Source organism: Amycolatopsis sp. NPDC049159, from assembly GCF_040648295.1.
Taxonomy (GTDB): domain Bacteria; phylum Actinomycetota; class Actinomycetes; order Mycobacteriales; family Pseudonocardiaceae; genus Amycolatopsis; species Amycolatopsis pretoriensis_A.
In genome coordinates this window covers 284,703-310,269 of sequence record NZ_JBEZDL010000010.1, presented here as the reverse complement: position 1 = coordinate 310,269, position 25,567 = coordinate 284,703, and the positions used below count along the sequence as shown (strand labels likewise).

21 protein-coding genes and 1 riboswitch are annotated in these 25,567 nt (G+C 73.0%); of the genes, 13 read left to right on the top strand and 8 right to left on the bottom strand.

What is annotated here, in order from left to right; genetic code table 11:
• A complete protein-coding gene (locus AB0B33_RS20745) occupies positions 1-3,090 on the top strand; it encodes an arabinosyltransferase domain-containing protein (protein WP_360774073.1) in 3,090 nt (1,029 codons plus the stop codon).
• 76 nt (positions 3,091-3,166) lie between these two features.
• Here the strand turns inward: AB0B33_RS20745 and AB0B33_RS20740 are convergent, their stop codons facing one another.
• The 5 genes from AB0B33_RS20740 to AB0B33_RS20720 form a co-directional block, all read right to left on the bottom strand.
• Positions 3,167-3,346: a hypothetical protein gene (locus AB0B33_RS20740; RefSeq protein ID WP_247019918.1), complete on the bottom strand. Its 180-nt coding sequence runs from the start codon at positions 3,344-3,346 to the stop codon at positions 3,167-3,169.
• A gap of 162 nt (positions 3,347-3,508) precedes the next feature.
• Positions 3,509-4,999: a precorrin-2 C(20)-methyltransferase gene (locus AB0B33_RS20735; RefSeq protein WP_360774069.1), complete on the bottom strand. Its 1,491-nt coding sequence runs from the start codon at positions 4,997-4,999 to the stop codon at positions 3,509-3,511.
• On the bottom strand, positions 4,996-5,619 hold the full coding sequence (locus tag AB0B33_RS20730) for a precorrin-8X methylmutase (protein ID WP_360774066.1): 624 nt from the start codon (positions 5,617-5,619) through the stop codon (positions 4,996-4,998). The genes AB0B33_RS20735 and AB0B33_RS20730 overlap by 4 nt, the downstream gene beginning before the upstream one ends.
• On the bottom strand, positions 5,616-6,692 hold the full coding sequence (locus AB0B33_RS20725; RefSeq protein ID WP_360774063.1) for a precorrin-3B synthase: 1,077 nt from the start codon (positions 6,690-6,692) through the stop codon (positions 5,616-5,618). The genes AB0B33_RS20730 and AB0B33_RS20725 overlap by 4 nt, the downstream gene beginning before the upstream one ends.
• 4 nt (positions 6,693-6,696) lie before the next feature.
• Entirely contained in the window at positions 6,697-7,011 is a 315-nt protein-coding gene (locus AB0B33_RS20720) for a DUF6191 domain-containing protein (protein ID WP_360774060.1), read from the bottom strand.
• A gap of 110 nt (positions 7,012-7,121) precedes the next feature.
• Between AB0B33_RS20720 and AB0B33_RS20715 the strand changes: the two genes are divergently transcribed.
• From AB0B33_RS20715 to AB0B33_RS20705, 3 genes are read left to right on the top strand one after another with little or no spacing between them, the layout of a single operon-like run.
• Entirely contained in the window at positions 7,122-8,048 is a 927-nt protein-coding gene (locus AB0B33_RS20715; RefSeq protein ID WP_360774057.1) for an ABC transporter ATP-binding protein, read from the top strand.
• Positions 8,045-8,896: an ABC transporter permease gene (locus AB0B33_RS20710; RefSeq protein ID WP_247019905.1), complete on the top strand. Its 852-nt coding sequence runs from the start codon at positions 8,045-8,047 to the stop codon at positions 8,894-8,896. Before AB0B33_RS20715 ends, AB0B33_RS20710 begins: the two co-directional genes overlap by 4 nt.
• Positions 8,897-8,898: 2 nt before the next feature.
• Entirely contained in the window at positions 8,899-9,132 is a 234-nt protein-coding gene (locus AB0B33_RS20705) for a helix-turn-helix transcriptional regulator (protein WP_043784651.1), read from the top strand.
• A 4-nt stretch (positions 9,133-9,136) separates the two neighbouring features.
• Here the strand turns inward: AB0B33_RS20705 and AB0B33_RS20700 are convergent, their stop codons facing one another.
• Complete coding sequence (locus AB0B33_RS20700) at positions 9,137-9,604, bottom strand: MauE/DoxX family redox-associated membrane protein (RefSeq protein WP_360774053.1); 468 nt, start codon at positions 9,602-9,604, stop codon at positions 9,137-9,139.
• A gap of 140 nt (positions 9,605-9,744) precedes the next feature.
• Between AB0B33_RS20700 and AB0B33_RS20695 the strand changes: the two genes are divergently transcribed.
• The 4 genes from AB0B33_RS20695 to AB0B33_RS20680 all read left to right on the top strand — a co-directional run bounded on the left by AB0B33_RS20695 (position 9,745) and on the right by AB0B33_RS20680 (position 12,218).
• A complete protein-coding gene (locus AB0B33_RS20695) occupies positions 9,745-10,422 on the top strand; it encodes a hypothetical protein (RefSeq protein WP_247019900.1) in 678 nt (225 codons plus the stop codon).
• A complete protein-coding gene (locus AB0B33_RS20690) occupies positions 10,419-10,934 on the top strand; it encodes a hypothetical protein (protein ID WP_360774050.1) in 516 nt (171 codons plus the stop codon). The genes AB0B33_RS20695 and AB0B33_RS20690 overlap by 4 nt, the downstream gene beginning before the upstream one ends.
• The gene (locus AB0B33_RS20685; RefSeq protein ID WP_360774047.1) at positions 10,900-11,466 is read left to right on the top strand and encodes a hypothetical protein; all 567 of its coding nucleotides are present in this window, start codon (positions 10,900-10,902) and stop codon (positions 11,464-11,466) included. The genes AB0B33_RS20690 and AB0B33_RS20685 overlap by 35 nt, the downstream gene beginning before the upstream one ends.
• A 191-nt stretch (positions 11,467-11,657) precedes the next feature.
• Positions 11,658-12,218 carry a hypothetical protein gene (locus AB0B33_RS20680; RefSeq protein ID WP_247019894.1) on the top strand — a complete coding sequence of 187 codons (561 nt, stop codon included), beginning with the start codon at positions 11,658-11,660 and terminating at the stop codon, positions 12,216-12,218.
• Between the two features lie 163 nt (positions 12,219-12,381).
• Here AB0B33_RS20680 and AB0B33_RS20675 read toward each other — a convergent pair whose 3' ends face one another.
• Both AB0B33_RS20675 and AB0B33_RS20670 read right to left on the bottom strand, forming a co-directional pair.
• Positions 12,382-15,609 (bottom strand): S8 family serine peptidase, encoded by a 3,228-nt coding sequence (locus AB0B33_RS20675; protein ID WP_360774044.1) that lies wholly within the window; start codon positions 15,607-15,609, stop codon positions 12,382-12,384.
• Positions 15,610-15,814: 205 nt separating this feature from the next.
• Positions 15,815-16,720, bottom strand: coding sequence for a hypothetical protein (locus AB0B33_RS20670; protein ID WP_360774041.1), 906 nt, complete (start codon positions 16,718-16,720; stop codon positions 15,815-15,817).
• Positions 16,721-16,912: 192 nt separating this feature from the next.
• On the opposite strand from AB0B33_RS20670, the gene AB0B33_RS20665 reads away from it, so the two are divergent.
• From AB0B33_RS20665 to cobN, 5 genes are all read left to right on the top strand, one after another.
• On the top strand, positions 16,913-19,120 hold the full coding sequence (locus AB0B33_RS20665) for a HAMP domain-containing protein (protein WP_360774038.1): 2,208 nt from the start codon (positions 16,913-16,915) through the stop codon (positions 19,118-19,120).
• A 1-nt stretch (position 19,121) separates the two neighbouring features.
• Positions 19,122-20,300 (top strand): poly-gamma-glutamate synthase PgsB, encoded by a 1,179-nt coding sequence (gene pgsB, locus AB0B33_RS20660; protein WP_360774035.1) that lies wholly within the window; start codon positions 19,122-19,124, stop codon positions 20,298-20,300.
• Positions 20,300-20,782, top strand: a complete 483-nt coding sequence (locus AB0B33_RS20655) for a poly-gamma-glutamate biosynthesis protein PgsC/CapC (protein WP_247019884.1) — start codon at positions 20,300-20,302, stop codon at positions 20,780-20,782. The genes pgsB and AB0B33_RS20655 overlap by 1 nt, the downstream gene beginning before the upstream one ends.
• A 7-nt stretch (positions 20,783-20,789) precedes the next feature.
• On the top strand, positions 20,790-21,797 hold the full coding sequence (locus AB0B33_RS20650) for an NlpC/P60 family protein (protein WP_360774157.1): 1,008 nt from the start codon (positions 20,790-20,792) through the stop codon (positions 21,795-21,797).
• A 31-nt stretch (positions 21,798-21,828) separates the two neighbouring features.
• Positions 21,829-21,957, top strand: a riboswitch (cobalamin riboswitch).
• Between the two features lie 30 nt (positions 21,958-21,987).
• Complete coding sequence (gene cobN / locus AB0B33_RS20645) at positions 21,988-25,551, top strand: cobaltochelatase subunit CobN (RefSeq protein ID WP_360774031.1); 3,564 nt, start codon at positions 21,988-21,990, stop codon at positions 25,549-25,551.
• The last annotated feature ends 16 nt before the right edge of the window (positions 25,552-25,567 follow it).

Below are 25,567 nucleotides of genomic sequence, written 5' to 3'. Positions count from 1 at the left end.
ATGCGTCTGATTGCCGTAGCGCTGGGGTTGCTCTCGGCCTTGTGCGCGCTGGCTTTCCCCTTCCTGCCGGTGGTGCAGGACACGGCGGAGGTCGTCTGGCCGACCGGCAGCGACACCCGCTCCGTCAACGCGCCCTTGACCGGGTACTGGGCCCAGGACCTGCGTGCCGAACTGCCGTGCGCGGCGATCCGCTCGGTCGACGCCCGCACGAACGGCCCGGGCCTGCTGTTCGCCACCGTGCCGGACGGCCGCACCGACCCGAAGTCGGGCAACGGCGTCGGCATGCAGCTGCGCGTCGACAACGGCGTGCTGCTCGCCTCCAGCCAGGGCCAGCAGATCGCCCAGCAGCCGCTGCCCGCCGAGAAGTGCGACGTCGAACTGGACGTCGACGCGACGCAGATGACCCTCGCCGTGGCCGGGACGCCGATCTTCCACGCCAACGGCGACGTGCGGCCCCGCGTCGTCGGCATCTACTCCTCGATCAACTCGAGCAAGGACCCGATCGCCGGCCTGCACGTCTCGGTCGTGCCGGACACGCGCTACCAGACGTCGCCGACCGCGCTGAAGATCGTCGTCGGCGTGGTCGCCATCCTGTCGTTGATCGGCTGCATGATCGCGGTCTGGCGGCGCGACTCCGGCTTCGCGCGCCGCGCCCCGCGCTGGGCGCCGGTCGGCTGGTGGCGGCTGACGCTGCGGGACGCGACGGTGATCGCCGCGCTCGGCGCGTGGGTCTTCATCGGCCCGGTGACCTCGGACGACGGCTACATCCTCACGATGGCCCGGGTCACCGAATCGACCGGCTACCTGACGAACTACCACCGCTGGTTCGGCGTCGCCGAAGCGCCGTTCGGCTGGTTCTACCACGTGTTCGAGCTGATGACGCACGTCAGCACGGTGCCGCCGTGGATCCGGCTGCCGTCGTTCCTGCTCGGCGTGCTCAGCTGGCTGCTGATCAGCCGCGAGGTGATGCCGCGCCTGGGCACCCAGATCCGCACCAGCCGCCCGGCCAGCTGGGCCGCGGCGACGGTGTTCCTGATCTGGTGGATGCCCTACAACAACGGCGTCCGGCCGGAACCGGTGGCCGCGCTCGGCTCGCTGCTGGCGATCTGCGCGGTCGAGCGCACGCTGGTGACGCGGCGGCTGCTGCCGCTCTGCCTCGGCCTGACCGCCGCCGGGTTCACCCTGGCCGCGACGCCGACCGGGCTGCTCGCGGTGGCGCCGTTCCTGGTCGCCGCGCGGCCGCTGTTCAAGCTGGTGCGCCAGCGCGCGAACGAGAGCGGCTGGCTGCCGGTGCTGGCGCCGGTCGCCGCGGCCGGGCTGCTCGTGCTGGTCGTGGTGTTCGCCGACCAGACGTTCGCGACGGTGCAGGAGGCCACCCGGATCCGCACCCAGGTCGGCCCGAACCTGTCGTGGTTCCAGGAACTCGCGCGCTACCAGCTGCTGTTCGAAAGCCTGCCGGACGGCTCGGCGCCCCGCCGCTTCCCGGTGCTGCTGGTCGGCCTCTGCACCGCCACCTGCCTGGTGATGCTGCTGCGCCGCGGCCGCATCCAGGGCGCGGCGCTCGGCCCCGCGCGCCGCCTGATCGGCACGACGGCGTTGTTCTTCCTGCTGCTGGCGCTGACGCCGACGAAGTGGACGCACCACTTCGGCGCGTTCGCCGCGGTCGGCGCGTCGATGGCGGCGCTGACCGCGCTCGCGACCAGCTCGACCGTGCTGCGGTCCCAGCGCAACCGAGCGGCCTTCCTGGCCGGGCTGCTGGTCGTCGCCGCGCTGGCCGCGACCGGGCCGAACACGTACTGGTTCGTCTCGCGCCTCGGCGTCCAGTGGACGAACGTGGCGCCGTCGATCGGCGGCATCCCGCTGTCGACGATCCTGCTGGTGGCGGCGGCGATCGCCGGGATTTACGCGTTCGTCGAGAACGTCCGCGCGCACCGGCCGGGCGCGCCCCCGCCGGTGCAGGAGGGCCGGCTGCGCGCGCTGCGGCTCGGGTCGCTGTCGCTGGTGGTGGTCTGCGGCCTGGTGGCGGCGGGCGAGTTCGTCACGATGGCGTGGGCGATCCACAACCAGGCCGGCAGCTACAGCCTGGGCGCGGCGAACGTCGGGCACCTGTTCGGCAAGAGCTGCAACCTTTCCGACCACGTGATGGTCGAGCGCGACGCGGCGACGAGCATCCTGCACACGCAGTCCGAGCAGCGGACCGTCGCGGAGAAGCCGCAGGAGAACTCGCCGCTGCCGAACCCGGACCAGGACAACGGCCGCGTCCAGACCGGCTTCCACACCCGTCCGGTCGACGACAAGGACCCGCTGGCCGAGCCGCCGCACGGGTTCACGCCGGAGAAGGTCCCGATGTGGTCGAGCTTCCTCGACCCCGAGACGCGCGCCGGCCGGCTGCGCAGCGACTGGTACGCGCTGACGGAGAAGCGGGCGGACGGCCAGGTCGTGGTGGCGACCGCGGGCGCGGCCCGCCGCCCGACGTCGGTCAGCCTCGACTACGGCCACAACACCCCGGACGGCGTGAAGATCGTCCGCAGCCAGTTCATGCTCCCCCCGGGCGCGGGCACCGGCGGCTGGAACGACACCCGCATCAACCTGCGCGACCTCCCCCCGGAGACGGACGCGGTCCGCATCAACATCGTCGACAACGACCTCACGGAGGACGGCTGGATCGCGGCGTCCGCCCCCCGCGTCCCGACGTTCACGACCCTGACCGACCGCATCGGATCCAAGCCGGTGTACGTGGACTGGCCGGCGTCGTTCGTGTACCCGTGCGTCCAGCCGGTGACGTCCCACGACGGCATCTCGCAGGTCCCGGCGTACCGCATCACGGCGGGCGGCCTGGCGGACGAGGCCCAGTGGGCGTCGTCGACGAACGGCGGGCCGATCGGGTGGCTGGAGGAGCTGGCCGAGGAGCCCGAAGTGCCGAGCTACCTGATCGGGCAGCCGAGCCAGTCGTGGGGCCAGCTGCTGCAGATCGAGCCGTTCACGGAGGGCATCGCCCCGACGGTGGTGCACGGCGAGAAGACGGTGCCGGGCTGGTGGTCGGCCGGGCCCGGACCGCGGCAGCCGAACGGCAAGGACCCGACGCGCTGACGCGGTCGTGAAGGCCACCTTGAGGAACTCCATGTTCCTCAAGGTGGCCTTCACGAATTTCTGGTCGGGTCCCTGATCATGGCCCGGTCGCGCCGCCGATGCTTCTCACGAGTTCGGCCAGCGCGACGAGCATGGCTGGATCGCCCCGATCGATCACGAACAACGCAAGCAGCAGCACACCCGCTATCACGAGCAGCCACAGCGCATTTCCACGGCGCACGATTACGGCGATCGCAGCAACGATCACGACACCCACGAACGCCACTCCGGCGAGCACCAAGTGTGCCGCAAGAAGCCGTTTTCGAGCACTACCCAAAGACTAATATTGATCTTGTTATTGCCATCTCTGCAGCTCAAGCGGCTCAGGGATGCGAAAAATAAATTCTTCGCCGGGCGAAGATCAAAATTCTGAGCCTCCTCAATAGCTGCGCGGGGTCCAGACGATGCCGTTCTCCGCGCGGGTTCGGGACGAGCCCACGATCAGCAGGCAGCGCATGTCCACTGTGGACGGATCGAGGTCCCCGAGGGTCGTGACGCGGATGTCCTCCTCCGGCCCGCCCACATCCCGTGCCACCACCACCGGTGTCTCGGCAGAACGGTGGCGGAGCAGGACCGCACGAGCGTCAGCCAGCTGAGTCGTCCGAGTGCGTGAAGCCGGGTTGTACAGCGCCAGCACGAGATCCGCCGCGCCCGCCGCGTCCAGGCGCTTCTCGATGATCTCCCACGGCTTCAAGCGGTCCGACAGCGAAAGCACGCAATAGTCGTGCCCCAGCGGTGCGCCCACCCGGGACGCCGCCGCCTGGGCCGCCGTCACGCCCGGGACGATGCGGACCCGGACGCCCGTGCCGTGGCCTGCCGCGACCTGCTCCAGGACCGCCGACGCCATCGCGAACACGCCCGGGTCGCCCGAAGACACCACCGCCACCCGGGCACCGGCCGCGGCCAGGGAAAGGGCCTCGCGGGCGCGGTCCGCCTCCACGCGGTTGCCCGACGCGTGCCGCTGCTGGCCCGCCTTCTGCGGCACCCGCGCGACATACGGGCCGTACCCGACGATGTGCTCGGCCTCGGAAAGCTCCGCCGAAGCCTCCGGCGTCAGCCACTCAGGACCGGCGGGACCCAGGCCGACCACCACGACTTCGCCACCGGACCCGGCAGAAACCGGAGCAACAGCAGGCGACTGCCGCGAAGCGTAAGCCGGCGAAGGCAGCAGAGCCAGCGAGAAGTACGGCACCGTCGACGGGTCCACCTCGGCCAGCGGCTCGATCCGCTGCTGTCCCCACGTCGCCCGCTCGACGAACACCGCGTCGTCGAGCTTTCCCGCCTCCGCGAACGCTTCCCGCACCGAAGAGAACGTGCGGCCCAGCTTCAGGACGGCCGCCGCGTCGGTGTCGGCCAGGCGGCGGGCCAGTTCCGGGGCCGGGAGGGTGCCCGGGAGCACCGTCAGGACTTCGTCGCGCTGGACGAGCGGGCGGCCGAGCACCGACGACGCCGCGCTCACCGACGTCACCCCCGGGACGACGATCGCTTCGAAGCGGCTGGAAAGCCGTTCGTGCATGTACATGTACGAGCCGTAGAAGAACGGGTCGCCCTCGCAGAGGAGGACGACGTCGCGGCCCGCGTCGAGGTGCTCCGCCAGCCGCTTCGCGCTCAGCTCGTAGAAGTCCGCGATCGCGCCCTCGTAGCCGCCCGGGTGGTCGGTCGTCTCCGTGGTGACCGGGTAGACGAGCTTCTCCTCGATCTGCCCCTCGCGCAGGTACGGCTCGGCGACCGAACGCGCGATGCTGCGGCCGTGCCGCGCGCTGTGGTACGCGATCACCGACGCCTCGGAGATCAGCCGCGCCGCTTTGACCGTCATCAGTTCCGGGTCGCCGGGGCCGAGGCCGACGCCGTAGAGCTTGCCCAGGCTCATTCTTCGGCGCTCGCGAGTGCGTTGATCGCCGCCACGGCCATCGCGCTGCCGCCGCGCCGGCCGTGCACCACCAGGTACGGGGCCGGGGCGCGCTTCGCCAGTTCCACTTTGGACTCGGCGGCGCCGACGAAGCCCACCGGCACGCCGATGATCGCCGCGGGCGCGTCCACGCCTTCGTCGAGGATCTCCAGCAGGCGGAACAGCGCGGTCGGCGCGTTGCCGATCGCCACGACCGAGCCGGGCAGCTTGTCGCGCCACAGTTCCAGGGCCGCCGCCGAGCGCGTGGTGCCCATCCGCTCCGCGAGCCCGGGCACGCTCGGGTCCGACAGCGTGCAAAGCACTTCGTTGGCCGCGGGCAGCCGACGGCGGGTGACGCCGCTGGCGATCATCTGCGCGTCGCACAGGATCGGCGCGCCCGCTTCGAGCGCGGCGCGGCCGGACTCGACGACGTCGAGGGTGTAACGCAGGTCGTCGACCAGATCGACCATGCCGCAGGCGTGGATCATCCGGACCGCCAGCCCGGCCACGTCGTCGGGCAGGATCGCCAGGTCCGCTTCCTCGCGGATCGTGGCGAACGAGTGCCGGTAGATCTCGGCACCGTCCCGCAGGTAGTCGATCACAGGGTTCCCTTCACCTCGTCGAGCGGCACCCAACGGCCGTCGACCCGATATCCGTCCGCTTCCGCCACAACGTCCACATGGGACTGCGACGGCTTGCCGCACCGCCGTTCACAGCCCGAAAAGTGCGCGCGCAGCCCGGGCCGGAACACCGCGTCGGCGCGCACGTCGGCGCGCGACTTCGCGCAGCCGGGCCGGCCGATGCAGGCGGTCGTGCCCAGAGCGGTCGCGCCGAAACCCAGCCGCTCGAAGACGTCCGCGGGCACGTCCGGCAGGACCACGGACTTCCACGGCGTGACCACCGCCGTCCCGAACTCCGCCAGGGCCCGCGCCTGCGCGGCCGAAAGCTGCCCGAAGCGCGGCACGACCCCCGCCGCGAGCCCGCCGTCGTCCCGCGGGAACACCCCGGCCACGACTTCGGCGTCCGCGAAGGCGACCGGCGTCCCGCGCCAGGCCGGGTCGTCGAGTTCGGCGACGCGCCAGGCGGTCCCGCGCACGCGGACGAACTCCCGCGCGAGGTCGAGCAGCGCGGCGACGGCGTCCGCGCGCGCCACCCGGCGGCCGGTGTCGCCGCCCGCGAGCAGCAGCGTCCCCTCGGCCGGACCGGTCGCCCGCCAGCAGACGTCGGCGCCTTCCCCGGCGACGTCGCCGCGCCCGTCGTCGAAGGCGAAGAGGAACCGCCCGGGCAGCGCGGCCAGCTCCGGCGCCGCGCACAGCGCGAGGTCGAGCGCGGCGGCCAGGCCCCGGACGTCGGCGAGCCCGCCGCGCAGCCCGCTCGACGGCGACGCGAGGACGTTGCGGACCCGCTCGTGCGACGGCGAAGGCAGCAGGCCGGCGTCGGTCAGCCGCTCGGCGAGGCCGGGGCGGGTGACGCCGCGCAGCTGGACGTTGCCGCGCGAAGTGAGGTGGAGGTCGCCGTCGCCGCACGCCTCGGCGGCGTCGGCCAGCGCGCGCAGCCGGACCGCGGAAATCGTGCCGCCGGGCAGCCGCACCCGCGCGAGTGGCCCGTCGGCGGCGTCGTGCGGTGCGAAAACACCAGGGCACGCGTCGGCTCGCACGCGTGCTGGGGTCGGCATGGGGTCACTGTAGCTGGCCGTTTTCCGGCCCCGGCGGGTCCGAACGGGGCCGGATCTTCGCGATCCCGGCGTCCAAGTCCACGTCACGCCACGGAGGCGCCCCTTCGGCGTCCTGCTCGACGAGCATCGACATCGTTTCCCGGTGTTCCAGCTCACGCCGCTTGGTGCCGTAGAGGAACGCGGTCGTCTCCTCGACGTACGTCGCGGACAGCCGCGCCTTGAAGCGCGAGCCGTCCTTGCGCGGCCGCAGTTCGATCGCGGCCACGACCAGCAGGACCACGACGCCACCCGGGAGCGCGAGCCCCAGCCAAGTACCCATGCCCGGCGAACCGGATGACCGCGGGTCAAGTTCCCGCCGAAGCAGAACTCTGATCGAATGTAGTAGGTGTGCTACATTCGATCGCATCAGTCAGATGGGGGTGACGCGCGATGAGAGATCCAGCCGATCCGGTGGTCCGCGTGCGCGGGCTACGCATGCGCTACGGCGCGAACGACGTGCTGCACGGGGTCGAGTTCGAGGCGTACCGCGGTGAGGTCGTCTGCCTGCTCGGGCCCAACGGCGCCGGCAAGACGACCACGATCGAGATCCTCGAAGGCTTCCGCATGCGGTCGGCCGGCGAGGTGAGCGTGCTGGGCACCGACCCGGCGCACGGCGGGGAGGACTGGCGGGCGCGGCTGGGGGTCGTCCTCCAGTCCTGGCGCGACCACGGGAAGTGGCGCGTCCGGGAGCTGCTCGCGCACCTCGGCCGGTACTACGCGCCGTACTCGACGCCGTCGATGCCGCGGCCGTGGGACGTCGACGAGCTGATCGGCGCGGTCGGGCTGACCGACCACGCGCACAAGAAGCTCAAGCAGCTCTCCGGGGGCCAGCGGCGGCGGCTCGACGTCGCGATCGGCATCGTCGGGCGGCCCGAGCTGCTGTTCCTCGACGAGCCGACCGCGGGCTTCGACCCCGAGGCGCGCCGCGAGTTCCACGACCTCGTGCACCGGCTCTCCGACGAGCTCGACACCACGATCCTGCTCACCACGCACGACCTCGACGAGGCCGAGAAGCTGGCCGACCGGATCCTGATCCTCAACGGCGGCCGGATCATCGCCGACGGCTCGGCCGACGAGCTGAGCCGGCAGATCGCCGGGGAGGCCGAAGTCCGCTGGAGCGTCGGCGACCAGCGCTTCGTGCACTCGACGACCGAAGCGACGAAGTACGTGTACGACCTGTTCAAGCAGCACGGCGAGGCGGTCGCGGACCTCGAGGTCCGGCGGGCGTCGCTGGAAGACACCTACATGACGCTGGTCCACCGCGCCGAGACCGCCGGCGAAACGGAGCTCGGCCTCCAGGAAGCGGGTGCGCGATGAACGCCAAGACCGCCGCGTTGCGCACCGGCCTGGCGCGCGGCTGGATCGAGTTCAAGCAGACCTGGACCAACCGGGACGACGTCGTCGGGCAGCTGGTCTTCGTCGCGCTCTTCCTCGGCGCGCTGTTCTTCATGCGCAACGCGACCCTGCCCGGCACCGGCTTCTCGCTCGGCGCGGCCACCGTGCCCGGCGTGCTCGGCGCCGGGATCGTGTTCAACGGCTTGAACAGCACGGCGGGCTACCTCGCCATCGACCGCGAGGACGGCACGCTGCTGCGCGCGAAGGCGACGCCGAACGGCATGCTCGGCTACCTGGTCGGGAAGACGACGGCGGTGGCGATCGCGCAGGTCACCTCGATCCTGCTGGTGCTGATCCCGTGCCTGTTCCTGTTCGACTCGCTGGCCCCGGACGGCGGCTGGTCGTACCTGCACCTGGTGTGGGTGCTGGCGCTCGGGCTGGTGGCGACCCTGCCGCTCGGGGCCGCGCTGGGCTCGCTGACCAACAGCCCGCGGTCGATCGCGCTGATCACGCTGCCGATCATGGGCCTGGGCGCGATCTCGGGGATCTTCTACCCGGTCACCGCGCTGCCGGGCTGGGTGCAGGGCGTCGCGCAGGTGTTCCCGATGTACTGGCTGGGGCTCGGCATGCGCTCGGCGCTGCTGCCGGACACCGCGGTGGTCGTCGAGATCGGCCAGTCGTGGCGGCCGTTGCCGACCCTCGCCGTGCTCGTCGCGTGGGCCGTGATCGGATTGGCACTGGCCCCGGTCCTGCTCCGCCGCATGGCGCGGCGCGAAGCGGGTTCGTCGGTGGCCGAACGGCGGGAGAAGGCCATGCAGCGTGTGGGGTAGTCATGAGTGAGGTCGTCTACAACCGGATCGCGATGCTGCGCGCGGAGCGGTCGATCTCCCGCCGCCAGCTCGCGGAGGCCCTCGGCGTGCACTACCAGACGATCGGCTACCTCGAACGCGGCGAGTACAGCCCGAGCCTCTACCTGGCGCTGCGGATCGCGGAGTTCTTCGAGGTCTCGGTGGAGGTCCTGTTCTCCACGAAGCCGTTCCCCCGCCTCGGAGAACGCTCCGCGTGAGGCGTCAGCGAAACAGGTAGGCCGCCATCGCGAGGACGGCGCCCGCTGCCACGCACAGCGGGTCCGCCGTCCCGAGGGCCGCGCAGCCGGCGCTGCCCGCGGCGAGCACGGCCGCTCTCGCCACCACGGCCCACGAAACGGCCTCGGTGCCGAAGCAGCCGCACGGCACGCCCGGTCGTCGCACGCGCAGCACGCCCGCGTAACCGGCGTACGCGACGTATAGGACAGCCTGCGCAAGCACGGCCGGCGTGGCGGCCGCCGGAACCGCGAGCAGGACCAGCAGCACGGCGGCGCCGACCAGCAGCTCCACCAGCGTCGTCGGGACGGCGAGCGCCGGGGGCAGCAGGCGGTGCGCCCGCAGCACCGCGCGGTGTTCCCGGTGGCGCACCGCGTGCCCGAGCCCGGCCGCGACCAGAAGAATCGCCCCCGTCGCGGACAAAACGGTCATCGCCGCCGTCCAGAAAACATTCACGGAGCGGTATGTTATTCGCTGGCAGAATTGCCGTCCCCATTCGGCGGCAGGCACGCCGCCCGATGGCCGAACAATCGTGACCGGAGCCGAATTCGTCGGTTAGTCTCGCAAGGCGGAATATCCGCCGAATCGGAGGTCCGATGGCGATCCAGACACTGCGGTTGACGGCGCCGAGCGGCGGCCGCGTCACCGTCGGGCTTTCCGCGGGGGCCCCGGTTTCCCACGTCGTCGCCGGAATCCGGTTCGTCGGCGGCTCGTACGGCACCGGCTTCCAGATCGGGTCGCGCGGCTACCACGACTTCGCGTGCACCCGCGTCGCGCCGGCCCGCACCCGCGAACGCCTGCTCGTGCACGGCCGCGAGGTCGTCGTGGCCGAGGCGGCCGACGGGCAGTCGTCCGTGGCCACCCTGCTCGGCGACTACCACGAGCTGATGACGGTGTACGCCGGTCCGGCGCCGCACCGCGACCGCGTGGCCGGCCTGTTCGGCTCCCTGCGCATCGAGGACCAGGTCGGCGGCATGGTCGTCACGCCGCGGCCGGCGACCCTGCTCGACCCCGCCGGCGAGCACCTCGTGGTCGTGGTCCGCGACCACGGCTCGCTGTCCATCCCCGCCCCGCGCGAGGCCGCCGCGCTGATCCCGCCGCACGCCGGCGCGCGCACGAAGCACGGCGAAGTGTGGAAGACGAACGCCCGGTCGTTCGTGCTGGGCTGCGCGGCCGGGGTGGCCGAGGTCCACCTCGCGGACTCCGCGGCGAAGACCGAGCGGGAGCGGCTCGACTGGCTGGACGAGCTCGACGTCGGCTGGCAGCGCCGATGACGACGTCGACCGCGGTGCTGCTGATCACCTGGGCGGCGATCGCCGTGCTCTTCTTCGGCCTCGCGGCGGTGCTGCGCGAGGTGCGGCTGCTGCGCGGGATCGTCACCCGGACGTCCGACGGCTTCGTGGCGGCGCCGCCGGACGTCGTCCTGGGGCCGCGGTTCGCCGGCCGGGTCGTGGCGGCCGTCGACTCCGGCTGCCCGCTCTGCCTGACCGTCGTCGACCGGCTGGCCGAGCTGGGCGCCGGGACGACGCTGCTGACCCACGAACCGGCGTCGGCGTGGCAGGACCTGGCCCGCGGCCTGCCGGTGGTCTCGGACGCCGAAGCGTGGCGCTCGGTCTCGCACCTCTCGCCGCCGGTGCTGATGCTGGCCGACGAGGACGGCCGCGTCCGGCGGCTGCGGCTCCCGGTCCGCGCGGGCGACGTGGACACGACCTTGGCCGGCTGGGCCGGCCCGACGGCAGGAGGGGATGTCGGTGGCACTCGAGCTGGCGCGGATTCCGGAGCTTGACCGGGCGGAGCCGGACGCCGGGCGCACGCGGGCGGGGTCGAAGCTGCCCGGGACCACCGCCCGCCGGACGTTCCTGCGGGCGGTGGCGCTCGGGGTGCTGACGATCGGCGCGACCGCGCTCGACTGGTCCGGCCTGTCGCGGCTGCGGCGCGCGAACGCCGAGACCGGCCCCGACGGCATGCAGGGCTGGGACCGCAACGACTGCCGGGACGCCTACGCCACCGGCTACCCCGAGCTGCTCGACACCAGCGGCACCTACGTCAACACCTACGCCGCCTGCTTCGGCGGCTACTGGCGTGGCAGCACCTACTGCGAAGCGGGCTGGCACAAGTACGGCACGTGGAACGAGAACGGCGTGCAGGTCGACCACCAGCCGCTGTCCAACACCTGCGGCCAGACGATCGCCAAGAACGCGTGGCGGTGGACGACGCCGGACAAGAAGGTCTACCGCTGCTCGGACGGGTTCTCGACGTTCTGGGGCGACGGCAGCACCGGGCAGACCTACCTGACCATCTGCCGGGCCGAGCTCTGACCGCGGCGCTCCCCCGGCGCCGCTGGCACCCGCTGACGATCGCCGGCGGGCTCGTGGTGGCGGCGCTGGCCGTGGCCGGCGCGGCCGTGCTCGCGCCGCCGGGCTGGCTGCTGCCGAGTGCGTGGCTCGTCCTGTGCGCGGCCGCCGGCTTCGCCACCAGCGGCTCCGTTTGAAGCCGGAACTCGGCCTCCGTGCTGAGCTCGCCGGTCTGGCGGGGCACACCGACACTGGCGTTCTGCGCGGGACTCGTCTGCGGGGGCGCCCTCACCGCCCTCGTGCTCGTGGTGGCGGGATCGCTGCTGCGCGCGCCCCTGCCGGTCGCCGTCCGCTGGGGCGTGGTGGCCGTGGCGCTGGCCGCCGTGCTGCTGCGCGAGACCGGCGTGTGGTCGTTCCGGCTGCCGGAGAACCGGCGGCTGGTACCCGACACCGTCTTCCGGCTGGGCCGGCACCTCGGCCCGCTGCAGTTCGGGTTCGAGATGGGCACCGGCGTCCGCACCTACCTGCCCAGCGGCCTGCCCTACGTCGCCGCGGTCGCCGTGGCGCTCACCGCCCCGCTGCCCGCCGCGCTGGCCGCGGGCGCCGGGTTCGGGCTCGGCCGGGCCCTGATGACCACGGCGAACACGCGCTACGACACCGAGGGCGGCTGGGACGGCGAGTGGCTGGCCCACCGCCGGGTGCTCCGGCTGCTGACCACCGCCGCCTTCGCCGTCCCGCTCGCCGTCGTCACCCTGACGTCGTCCGGTACGCCCTGAGCCCACGCCGGCCGCGCCGCCCGCCCGATGTCACGGACCCGCGCAACGGCACGAACCCGACCACCGCCGACCTCGCCGCCGTCACTCCACTGACGCCATTGCCGACGCCGAGGCGCCCCAGCCCTGCCGCGGTGGTCGTCCGCCGCCGCCGACCTCGCCGCCGTCACCCTGCTGACGTCGTCCGGTACGCCCTGAGCACGGTCTGGGTGACGCTGTTCCCCACGGTGTCGCGGGCCGTGATGCGCAGCGAGACGAAGCTGTCCCCCGCCGGGTTGCGCACCACCGCCAGGCCGCCGTCGCCGAGCCGGATCGCGTGCGCGTCCGCCCACGTCGTGCCGTCGTCCGCGGAGGTCTCGACCCGCAGGTCCGCGAGGCGGAACGCGCCCGCGCCCGGCTGCCGCTGCGCCGTCAGCGCGAGCAGGAACGGCCGGCCCGCCGGAGCGCGGCTGTCGTCGTCGAGCGCGCCCTGCGCCCGGACCACCATGAGCGGCAGCGGAACGGCCTCGCCGGTGTCGCGGAACGTCCACGCCACGTCGACGTGGGTGCCGAGCAGCGACCACGGCACGCTGCGGGTGGCGACGGACCGCAGGGTGAGCGGGCCGGCGCCGGCGGGCACGGTGAACGCCCCGAAGGCCGGATCGGGGCTGGTACCCAGCTCCACCCCGCCGCGCGACAGCGTCGCCGTGCCGGACAGGCCCACCGGCGGCGCGCTGTACTGCTCCGGGTCGCTGCCCGAGACCACCGGGATCGCGTAGGTCAGCTGGTCACCCGCGCGCAGCACGCCCCAGCCGTCCCGCGGCGCACCGAACGCGGGCCCCACCGGGCCGCTGTTCCAGTCCGCGCGCTGGGCACCGGGCCGGTAGGTCCGGTAGGAGAACTGGTTCTCCGAGTCGGTCAGGTCCGGCGGGTACACCGCGAGGATGTGCTGCCAGCTCACCGACGGCCCCGGCGTGTAGTACTCGGTCCGCCGGCTCGGCAGCGTGTGCGGCAGGATCTGGTACGCGCCGCTGTCCGCGCCCGGGAAACCGAACGACGCGTAGTCGACGCGCAGGCCGTCCGTGGTCCCACCCTGGGTGCGGTAGCGGGCATCGACGACGGCGAGGTCCCGGTCGCGCACCCGGAACACCGGGTCGGCGGGCACGCGGCCGCGTTCGAGCAGCGCCAGCTGGTAGACGTACCCGGCCGGATCGGTGCCCGGCTCGCGGGCGGCCAGCGTGGCCCGCAGGTACATCGCGTAGGTGTGGTCGGTGACCTGGCGCCCGGAACCGGCGGCGAACAGCTCGTTGCCGGGCTGGACGAGCCAGGCGAGCGTGCTGGTGCGGTCGCCGGCCGGGTTCCCCGACACCAGGCCGAGCTCGCCCGACTGCAGGCGCGCGTCCGCGTGGTCGACCACCGCGCGCACCGGCTTGCCCGTGCGGGCGTCCAGCGTGAATGAGGTGTTCGCGGTGATCGCGACCCCGGGCTTGGACAGCAGGGTCACCGCCTGGCCCGAGACGTCGAACGCGTTGAGGTCGTAGCTGCCCTTGGGCACCCGGACCACGGCCACGCCGTCGGCCCCGATCGGCCGGACGCCGAACGCTTCCCCGGTCGTGGTGCTGACGAGCTTGGCGATGCCCGCGCCGGGCCCGCCGCCGCGGCCGGTCAGCCGGACCGTGACGTCGTAGCTTTCGCGCTCGAGGGAGGCGCCGAACGCGGTCTGCACGGCGATCCCGGGCGCCGTCGCGCTCAGCCGGCCGCTGTGCGGGCCGGTCGCCGCCGCCGTGGGCCGGAGGGTGACGGCGACGTCGGCGGTGCCGTGCGCGGGGACCACCACGGTGGCCGCGGACGGCGTGACGAGCCCGTCGGAGCTGGTGAGCGCGAGGGTGACGGCGGTGGCCCCGTCGTTGCGGTAGGTCACGGTCTTCGTCACCGGCGTGGTGTGCGGCCAGGCGAAGAAGCCGTAGCCGAGGCTCCCGGTGGTGGCGGAGACCTGCTGCGTGACCGCGCGAGCCGCGTCCACCCGGCCCGCGCCCTGACCCGCGACGTCGCCGGTGGGCTGCGCGGTGCTGGTCAACGTGGGCTTGAGCCGGCCGGCGGTCCAGTCCGGGTGCTCCTGCCGCAGCAGCGCGGCCACGCCGGCGACGTGCGGCGCCGCCATCGACGTGCCGGACAGCCGGGCGTAGTCGGCGTCGACCGGCGCCGCGTCGCCGTCCCGCGTGCCCGCGGCCCGTGCCGAGACGATGCCTTCACCGGGCGCGGACAGGTCGGGCTTGACCCCGTAGTCGCCGAGGCGCGGCCCGCGGTTGGAGAACGGGCTGGTCACGTCGGTCGCGGACACGCTGCCGACGGCGAGCGCGGCGTCGGCCGCGGCGGGCGCGACGACCGGCAGCGGCTCGGGCAGGTCGAGCGTCCGGTCGTTGCCCGCCGGGGCGACGAAGAGGGTGCCGTACTGCGCGGTGAGGGTGTTCACCGCCTGGGACAACGGGTCCGTGCCGTCGGTCGCGTCGCCGCCGAGGCTGAGGTTGACCACCGGCACCTGCGGCGCGATCCACTCCATGCCGGCGATCACCGCCGACTCCGGGCAGCCGTAGGCGACGCAGACCTTGCCGCTGATCAGCCGCGCGTCCGGCGCCACGCCCCGGTAGCGGCCACCGGAGGCGGCGCCGGTGCCGGCGATGATGCCCGCGACGTGCGTGCCGTGGCCGAGGTCGTCGCTCGCGTCCGGCCGGGTCCCGGTGAAGTCGCGAGCGGCCACGACCTTGCCCGCCAGGTCCGGGTGGTCGGCCTTGACGCCGGTGTCGAGCAGCCCGACGGTGACCCCGCTGCCGGTGTAGCCGGCCTGCCAGGCGGCCGGGGCGCCGATCTGCGGCACGCTGACGTCGAGGGCGGGGGTGGCCAGGCCGTCCAGCCACACCTTGCCGATGCCGGGCCGCAGCGTGCCCGGGGACGCGGTGAGCCAGGTCCAGAACTCCGGGCCGCGCCGCCGGTCCTGGCGCACGGCCGCCCCGCGCACGCTGGGCAGGTCCCGGACGGTCGTGGCGGCCGCCGCGGCCGGCCGCGGCCCGGCGGCGTAGGTCATGATCAGCGGCAGGCCCGGTTCGGGGTCGGCCAGGTGCTGGCGCAGCAGTTCGGAGACGTCGAACAGGCGCGGGTCGAGCCGCCCGGCGGCCAGCAGCGGCAGCGCGTCCGCGGGCACCACGGTGACGTCGCCCGGCCGGCCGCCGGTGCTCGTCTCGCGCAGGAAGCCGATGCCGCCGCGGCCCGCTCCGGGCTCGACCACGACCGCGGCCGCCGCCCCGCGCGCCCCGGGCAGCACCCGCACTCGGTCGCCGGTGACGAGCGTGACCGACTGGCCGTCCGCCGCCGGAGCCGTGGTCGCCGCCGCGGCCACCGCCGGGACGGGGAATGCCATTCCGGCCGCCGCGGCGATCGCCACCACTCGTTGTTTCCGACGCACGAAGGGCCTCCCCGAATAAAGATCGGAATTGCGGGCCGGTCGCGCTGCGAGCCCCCATGACCCCATTCCGTCGAAATCGTGGAATACGAGAACGACCGGCCTCCGCACTTTACGGCGCAGGGGTGTGGTGTCAATCACCCGTCGCGGTCGAAAAAAAGTATCAGGGTTTGGTGAGGTCGGCTTCGGTCAGCGCGCGGACGACGTCGGCGCGCCGGTCCGGCGCCTCGCGGACCGTCCGGCTCATCTCCACGTGCAGGAACACCGTGTCGTCCGAGGCGGCCATCTTGCCCTGGACGTTCGTCGTGCCTTCCAGGCCCTTGCAGCGCTCTTCCCACGCGCGGCACACGGCGAACCCGTCGGCCGTCAGCCGGTCGGCCGCGCGCCGGGCCGCGTCCCCCGCGACCGTGGCGCCCGAGGAGAGCACCACGTCGGTCGCGGGCAGGTTCTGGTCGTGGAAGCCGTGCAGCTGGACCTGCGGCAGCCCGCGCCCCGCGAGCGCGGTGGCGACGACGTGGAACACCGAGTCCTCTTCGTGGGCGACGTCGGCCTTCCCGTCGCCGGCCTTGCGGTGCGCGCCCGCCACCAGCAGCACCGCGCCCGGCACGCGCCGGAACAGGTCGACGCCGAAGAGCTCGGTGCGCAGGTCGAACGCCGGGTGCGGCACCTCCACCACGAGCGACGGCGGCGCGGACCGGTCGATGACGTACATCCCCCACGCCCGGTCGCCGCCGGCTTCGTTCACCGCGATCGTGTACGGCCGCCCGGTCGCCGGGTCGACGCCGTCGCGCACGGAGAAGCCGAGCTTCTCGAAGTCCGCCGTGCCGCGGCGATCCACCACGGCGGCGAACCCCGCGGCCGCCGTACGACGTTCGTCGGATTTCGGTGAGCGGTACTCCTGGTCAGCGGACAGCCCGGCGGTGAACTTCGTTACGAGTGAATCCAAACCGGCCTCCGGCACGGGCTGCGGTCGCTCGTCGTCACCGAGGACCAGCACCAATGTGAGGACCAGCCCCAGGGCCACGACCACGCCGGCCACGCTGAGCAACGTCCGAGGGCGGCTGATCACCACCAGGAGTGTACTTACTCTGCCCAGTCGTCACTCCGTGCCGCCGTTTGTCCCACGATGGGGTCAGTTGTACGGTCACCGCTGACAACTTCGAGACCTTCACGTGACCCGAAAGAGTGGACCTTCCACTAACGGCCCCTGTGGCCCGTTACTTTCCGGGATCGCTCGACCGAAAGGGCCCTGGGGACCCAGGTGAACCGGCCAACACCGCACGGCGATCGCGTCGCCCGGTTGCGCGCGCAGATCCCGGAAGCGGGTTTCCCGCGCGGAGTGGGCGTCGCGTCCGCGACGACGTTCGCGCTGCTGCTGCTCATCGCCGCCTTCACCGCGCTGTACCTGTCCACCGCGGGCCCGCTTTCCCTGGTCCGCGCCGACGACCGGGCCGGCCGGGTCTCCGACGAGGTCACCGCGAGCAGGCAGCGCACCACCGCCGGGATCGCGCAGAGCGTCGCGACGTCGGCGACGGCCGCCGCGGGCGACCTGCAGGTCGCGGCCGGCTCCGGGGTCTTCGACACCGCCGACGACGACGCGCTCCTCACCCGCCTGGGGGAAACCTACGACGACTGGCGCGGCATCGCCGTCTACGACCTGGCTTCGCAGAAGGTGCTGGCCACGCGTGGCGAGCCGGTGCCGGTGGAGACGCTGCGCGGGGTCGCTGTCACGAACCTCACCGTCCGCCCGGTCGCCCGCCCCGGCGACACCCCGCTCGTGCTGACCGCGCTCCCGCTCACCGGGACCCGCGCCGGCAAGCTCCTCGTCGTCTCGACGGCGTTGCGCGGGATCGGCGGCGAACTGGCCGAGGGCACCCAGGTCCGCCTGGTCACTTCGGACGGCGCGGTGCTGCACACGCACGGCACCGACGTCGCCGCGACCGACCGGCCCGCGCAGGAACTGCTCGCCCGCGCCTCGACCGCGGCCGCCGCGGGCCAGGCCGGCGTCCTCACCGGCGACGCCGAAGCGGCGGGCAAGCGCGCCCCCGTCGTCGCCTACGCCCCGGTCTCGCCGTCCGGCACCGGCGGCAGCCTCGGCCTGTCCGTCGTCTCGTTCGGCCGCTCGCCGGTCGACGCGGTGCCGGTCCGCTGGCCGGGCCTGATCCCCGCCGCCGCGCTGCTCGTCCTCGCCGTGCTCGGGTTCGTCCTGCTGCGGCGCGCGGTCGTCGCGCCGATCCGCCGCCTGCGCACCGACGCGCTCGCCGTCGCGGCCGGCGGGCTCGGCAAGCCGGTCCGGCCCTCGCGGATCCGCGAAGTGAACGTCCTCACGACCGCGGTCGAGCGCTACCGCTGCCGGCTCCGCCGCCGCAAGCCCGCGAAGCCGGTCCGCCCGTTCCTCTCCGCCCAGCTCGTCATCGCGGCTGTCGCACTGGCGCTGCTCGGCTGGTCCGGTGCGGTCGCCGCGACGCTCGGGCGGCAGCACGCCGAGGTCTCGCCGACCACGCTCAGCGAACACGGCGTCCGCGTCACGCGCTCGGCCGACACGCTGCGCCGCAGCCTCGCCGAGGGCCTCACCGACCTGCAGTCCGTCGCGCGGCTCGGCAAGGGGAAGCAGCCGGACCGGCTGCGCGGCATGCTCGACCAGCTGGCCGGCACCGAAAGCCGGTTCCGCAGCGTCTACGTCGCCGACGAGCAGGGGTCGGTGGTGCTGCAGGCCGGGCGCGAGTCCCTGCGCGACCCCGGCAAGCTGCCGGATGGCGAGGGGCTGCGCCAGCACAACACCAGCGGCCGCGTCCCGGTCGTCTACGCCTTCACGCCGCTGCCGGATTCGAAGAACGTCCTGGTCGGCGAGTACGACGTGCCGCGGATGGCCGCGCTGCTCGGGCCGGCGGGCGGCCGCGTCCGCGTCGTCGACGAGGGCAAGCGGACCATCGCCGACACCGAGGGCTACCTCGCCTTCGACGCGCTCACCGATCCGGCGCTGATCAAGAGCGTCGACGCGGCGCAAGCCGGCAAGGACGCCCGCCAGACGACGTCGTCGGCGCTCGTCGCGGCGCAGCGCCTGGCCGACAAGGGCAACGCGGCTTCGCTGAAGTGGGTCGTGGTCGCCGAGCAGCCGATCGGCTCGCTCGGGCTCGCGGACAACACCGTGCGCTCGGGGGCGCGGGTCGCCGCCCTGCTCACCGCCGTCGTCGCGCTGATGCTGTTCGCCTGGCACTTCCTGGTCGTCGTGCGGCCGCTGCGGCGGGTCGGCGAAGAGGCCCGGCGGATCGCCCGCGGCGACACCGGCGCCGTCGTCTACCCGCAGCGGCAGGACGAGATCGGCACCATCGCCTCCTGCGTCGAGATCTGCCGCCAGGCCCTGACCGAAGGCCGGGACCGGCTCGGCGAGGTCCGGCGCCCGGTGGGGGCGGCGACCGACGAAACCGTGCTGCTCCAGCGCATCGAGCTGGACGGGGCCGGGGTCTGACGTGACGTTCCTCTACGTCGTGCTGCTCCTGGCATCGGCGGCGATGCTCACCGCCGGGATCGCCGAACAGCGCCAGCACTACCGGCACCTGCACAGCATCCCGACGCGCGTGCTCGTCAACGGCATCCGCGGCAAGTCCTCCATCACCCGGCTCTGCGCGGGCGCGCTGCGCGGCGGCGGGCTCGTCACGACGGCGAAGACCACCGGCACGGCGGCGCGGTTCATCCACCCCGACGGCAGCGAAGAGCCGGTCTACCGCAAGTTCGGCATCGCCAACGTCGTCGAGCAGATCGGCATCGTCCGCCGCGCCGCGGCCTACCGGCCCGACGCGCTCGTCATCGAATGCATGGCCGTGATGCCGGACCTGCAGGAGATCAACCAGAGCAAGCTCATCCGCTCCACCATCGGCGTGCTGTGCAACGTCCGCGAAGACCACCTCGCCGAGATGGGCCCGACCCTCGACGACGTCGCCCGCTCGCTGTCCCGCTCGATGCCGGTCGGCGGGATCTGCCTGACCGCGGAGAAGGACCGGCTGCACATCCTCCAGGAGGAGGCGGCCAAACGGGACTGCGAGCTCATCGCCGTCGACCCGGAATCCGTGTCCGACCAGGAGATGCGCGGCTTCGGCTGGATCACCTTCAAGGAGAACGTCGCCATCGCGCTCGCCGTGGCGGACCTGCTCGGCGTCAACCGGCAGCTGGCGCTGGACGGCATGTGGGCCGCACCGCCGGACCCGGGCGTGCTCCAGGTCCACCAGTACCGCGCCGGCCGCCGCCACCTGCGCTTCGCCAACGTCTTCGCCGCCAACGACCCCGAATCGACGTTGATGAACATCGACCAGCTCCGCGCGCAAGGCGCGATCTCCCACCCGCTGCACGTGATCATCAACTGCCGGCCGGACCGCGTCGAGCGCAACGGCCAGATGGGCGCGCTGATCCCCCGCATCGCCCCGGAGCGCGTCGTGCTGATCGGCGAACCGACCCGCAGCGCCCGCGCCGCGATCCCCAGCGAGTGGCACGACCGGGTCGTCGACCTCGGTGGTTCGCGCTCGCCGCGGGAACTGCTGCGCGGGATCGTCGGCGGCGTCGAGCGGCAGGCGTCGCTGATCGCCATCGGCAACATCCACGGCCAGGGGGAACTGCTCATCGAGGAACTCGCGAAACTGGAACCGGTCTCCTGATGCTCACCACGTCCCTCGCCCCCGAGGTCGCCACCGTCGGGCTCGCCATCGGCCTGCTGCTGTCGCTGGTCTGCTACCTGACGACGAACCTGTCCCCCGGCGGGATGATCACGCCCGGCTGGATCGCGCTGACGATGGTCGAGGACTACCGGCGCGCGGCGATCATCGTGCTGATGACGGCGCTGACCTTCGGCGGCACGAAGGCGTTGCAGCGCATGGTCATCCTGTACGGCAAGCGGCTCTTCGCCGCGGTCGTGCTGCTCGGCGTGCTGCTGCAGACGACGTTGCTGCTCTTCCTCCAGGCCGACTTCCCGCTGCTGTTCGTGCACCAGACGCTCGGGTTCGTGGTGCCGGGCCTGGTCGCCTACCAGCTGGTCCGGCAGAAGCCGGTGGCGACGATGCTCGCCACCGGCGGCGTCAGCCTGGCCAGTTACGCGGTGCTGATCAGCGGCGTGCTGATCGGCCTGGTCCCGACGGTGTGAGGTGACGATGCGCAAGGCGGTCCGGATCGGCGTCCTCGCCGCGGTCATCGGCCTGTCCGGCGCGGCCGCGCTGTACGTCGCCACGCAGGACCGGCAGGACATCACGGCCATCTCGGCGTCGCCCGCACCCTCGGGAGCGGCGGTCACCGGCGGCTACACCTACGACCGGCTGGCCGACCCGGCCCGGACGATCGTGCGCGACGGGGCGGGCGCCCAGCTGGCGTCGTTCACCGACGGCTCCCGCACGGTCATGCTGACCGGCCGGTCCCGGACGTTCACCGAGCCGAAGTTCACCACGGCCGGCATCACGTCGACGGCCTGGATCCGGCTCGCGCCGCAGCCGTGGCAGGCGGGCGCGGAGAAGGAGCCGTGGTTCACCGGCTGGTTCCCGAAGGCGGCCGCCGACACCGGCCCGGACGTGCTCGCGATGGCGCTGCAGTACACCGACGGCGCGGCCGACCAGGTCGTGAAGAAGCTGCGCGTGGCCGGGGACGCCAGCTTCGGCCCGGACAGCGCCGAGGGGCGGCTCGAGAAGTCCGATTTCTACGACTACCTGGGCATCGGCTGGGACTTCCCGGACGGCGTCCACGAGGCCGCGGAGCCGCGGCGCGCCCGGTCCCTCGACTGCTCGGGGTTCGTGCGGATGGTCTACGGCTACCGGGCGGGCTACCCGCTGCTCGGCACGAACACGAAGGGCCCCGGCCTGCCGCGGCGGGCGTGGGCGCTGGCCGAGCTGGGGCCGGGCACCACGCTGATACCCGACGAGAAGAAGCAGGTGACGGACTTCAGCCGGCTCCAGCCGGGTGACCTGCTGTTCTTCAACCTCGAGCCGCAGCTCGGCCCACAGGTCTCGCACACGGGCATCTACCTGGGCATCGACGGCGACGGGCACCACCGCGTGCTGTCCAGCCGCAAGGTGGCGAACGGCCCGACCTTCGGCGACGCGGGCGGGGTCTCGCTGATCGACGGGTCCGGGACGTACGCGAAGGCGTTCCGCACGGCCAAGCGGCTCTGAGCCGCGCACGTCACCTTGACGCCGGGTCGGCCGCACCGGAGAGTGAGCTGGAACCCACGCGTCGGCAGGTGGAGGAACCCGGTGAGAGTCCGGGGCGGTCCCGCCACTGTGACCGGGAGAGATCCCGGAAGCCAGGAACTCCCGCCGGCGCGTCCGTCTACCCGGGGCGCGGACCCCGAGGAGGAACCTCGTGATCCTGCTGCTGTCCACTTCGGACACCGACCTGCTCAGCGCCCGTTCGGCCGACGGCGAGTACCGGCTCGGCAACCCCGCCCGGCTCGACGTCGCCGAGCTGCCGGCGCTGCTCGACGGCGTGAAGATCGTCGTCGCGCGGATCCTCGGCACCCCGCGCAGCTGGCAGGAGGGCCTGGACACGCTGCGGGCGTCGGGCGCGCACGTCGTCGTGCTGGGCGGGGAGCAGACGCCGGACGCCGAGCTGATGAAGCTCTCGACCGTCCCGGCGGGCATCGCCGCCGAGGCCCACGCGTACCTCGCGCAGGGCGGCCCGGCGAACCTCACCCAGCTGCACCGGTTCCTCTCCGACACGCTCCTGCTCACCGGCGACGGCTTCGAGCCGCCCGCCCGGCAGCCGGGCTGGGGCGTTCTCGAGCGGCCCTCGCGCGCCGAGGGCCCGGTGATCGGGATCCTGTACTACCGCGCGCACCACCTGTCCGGGAACACGCAGTTCGTCCACACGCTCGCCGACGAGATCGAGGCCGCCGGCGGGCGCGCGTTGCCGATCTACTGCGCTTCGCTGCGGACGCGCGAGCCGGAGATGATGGCCGAGCTGGGGAAGGTGGACGCCCTGCTGGTCACGGTGCTGGCGGCGGGCGGAACGAAGCCGTCCGAGGTCGGGGCCGGCGGGGACGACGAGGCCTGGGACGTCGCCGAGATGGCCGCGCTCGACGTCCCGATCCTGCAGGCGCTGTGCCTGACCAGCGACCGCGAGACGTGGGCGGCGAGCGACGACGGGCTCTCCCCGCTCGACGCCGGCAACCAGATGGCCGTGCCGGAGTTCGACGGGCGGCTGATCACGGTGCCGTTCTCGTTCAAGGAACTCGACGAAGACGGCCTGCCCCGGTACGTCCCGGACGCCGAACGCGCGTCCCGCGTCGCCCGCATCGCGCTGGCGCACGCCCGGCTGCGGCACACGCCCCCGGCGGAGCGGCGCATCGCGCTGATGCTGTCCGCGTACCCGACGAAGCACTCCCGCGTCGGCAACGCGGTCGGGCTGGACACCCCGGCGTCGACGATCGAGCTGCTGCGGCGGATGCGCGAGCAGGGCTACGACCTGGGACCGGACGCCTTCCCCGGCGTCGACCCGACCGGGACCGACCAGCCGGACGGCGACGCGCTGATCCACGCGCTGATCGCGGCCGGCGGGCAGGACCCGGAGTGGCTGACCGAGGAACAGCTGTCCGGCAACCCGATCCGCGTCCCCGCCGCGCGCTACCAGGAGTGGTTCGACGCGCTGCCCGCGGAGCTGCGTTCGGAGGTGGAAGAACACTGGGGCCCGGCGCCGGGTGAGCTGTACGTCGACAACGGCGACATCGTGCTGGCGTCGCTGCAGAGCGGCAACGTCATCATCATGATCCAGCCGCCGCGCGGGTTCGGCGAGAACCCCGTCGCGATCTACCACAACCCGGACCTCCCCCCGAGCCACCACTACCTGGCCGCGTACCGCTGGCTGGAGGAGGAGTTCGGCGCGCACGCCGTCGTCCACCTCGGCAAGCACGGGTCGCTGGAGTGGCTGCCGGGCAAGACGGCGGGGCTTTCGGCGTCGTGCGCGCCGGACGCCGTGCTCGGGAACCTGCCGCTGGTGTACCCGTTCCTGATCAACGACCCGGGCGAAGGCGCGCAGGCGAAGCGGCGGGCGCACGCGACGATCGTCGACCACCTGATCCCGCCGATGGCGCGCGCGGAGTCCTACGGCGACATGGCGCGGCTGGAGCAGCTGCTCGACGAGCACGCGAACATCGCGGCGATGGACCCGGCGAAGCTGCCCGCGATCCGCGCCCAGATCTGGACGCTCATCCAGGCCGCGAAGCTCGACCACGACCTCGGCGTCGAGGCACGCCCGCACGACGCGGAGTTCGACGACTTCCTGCTGCACATCGACGGCTGGCTGTGCGAGGTCAAGGACGCGCAGATCCGCGACGGGCTGCACGTCCTCGGCGCGGCACCGGTCGGGGAAGCGCGGGTCAACCTGGTGCTGTCGATGCTGCGCGCGTCCCAGATGTGGGGCGGCAAGCAGGGCGCGGTGCCGGGCCTGCGTTCGGCGCTGGGCTTGAAGGAAGACGCGCCGATGTCCGAAGTGGACGCGGTCGAGAAAACGGCGCGGGAACTCGTGCAGACGATGGAAATGCGTGGCTGGGACGCCACCGCCGTCGCGTCGGTGGCCCCGGACGCCCAGGTCGCGCGGGTGCTTTCGTTCGCGGCGGAGGAGATCGTCCCGCGGCTGGCGGGCACGACCGCGGAACTCGACTCGGTGCTGCACGCCCTCGACGGCGGTTACATCCCGGCCGGGCCCAGCGGGTCGCCGTTGCGCGGGCTGGTCAACGTGCTGCCGACCGGGCGGAACTTCTACACCGTCGACCCGAAGGCGATCCCGAGCCGGCTCGCCTGGGAAACCGGGCAGGCGCTGGCGGACTCGCTGCTGAAGCGCTACCGCGAGGACACCGGCGACTGGCCGCGTTCGGTCGGGCTTTCGGTGTGGGGCACGTCGGCCATGCGGACGTCCGGCGACGACGCCGCGGAAGTCCTGGCGCTGCTGGGTGTCCAGCCGGTGTGGGACGAGGCTTCGCGGCGGGTGACCGGGATCGAGGCGATCCCGCTGGCCGAGCTGGGCCGGCCCCGGATCGACGTCACCATCCGGATCAGCGGCTTCTTCCGCGACGCCTTCCCGCACGTGATCACGATGCTGGACGACGCGGTCCGGCTGGTGTCCGCTTTGGACGAACCGGCGGACCTGAACTTCGTGCGGGACCACGTTTCCGCGGACCTGGCCGCCCACGGCGATTCCCGGCGGGCCACCACGCGGATCTTCGGTTCGAAGCCGGGCGCGTATGGCGCGGGCCTGCTGCCGCTGATGGACTCCGGGAACTGGCGCGACGACAAGGACCTCGCCGAGGTGTACGCGGTGTGGGGCGGCTTCGCCTACGGCCGCGACCTCGACGGCCGCCCGGCGCGCGAGGACATGGAGAACTCGTACAAGCGGATCGTCGTGGCGGCGAAGAACACCGACACGCGCGAGCACGACATCGCCGACTCGGACGACTACTTCCAGTACCACGGCGGGATGATCGCGACGGTCCGCGCGCTGACCGGCTCGGCCCCGGCGTCCTACGTCGGCGACAGCACGTCCCCGGACGCGGTCCGCACGCGGACGCTGGGCGAGGAGACGGCCCGGGTGTTCCGCGCACGCGTGGTGAACCCGCGCTGGCTGGCGGCGATGCGCCGGCACGGCTACAAGGGCGCGTTCGAGCTGGCGGCCACGGTGGACTACCTGTTCGGCTTCGACGCGACGGCGGGCGTCGTCGGCGACTGGATGTACGAGAAGCTGACCGAGTCCTACGTGCTGGACGAGGTGAACCAGGAGTTCCTGCGCCAGGCGAACCCCTGGGCGCTGCGCGGCATCGTGGAGCGGCTGAACGAAGCGGCGGACCGCGGGCTGTGGGAAGAGCCGGATCCCGCGCTCCTGGAGAAGATGCGCGAGGTGTACCTGTCGCTGGAAGGTGACCTCGAAGCGGAGTGAGCCGTAACGCCGAACC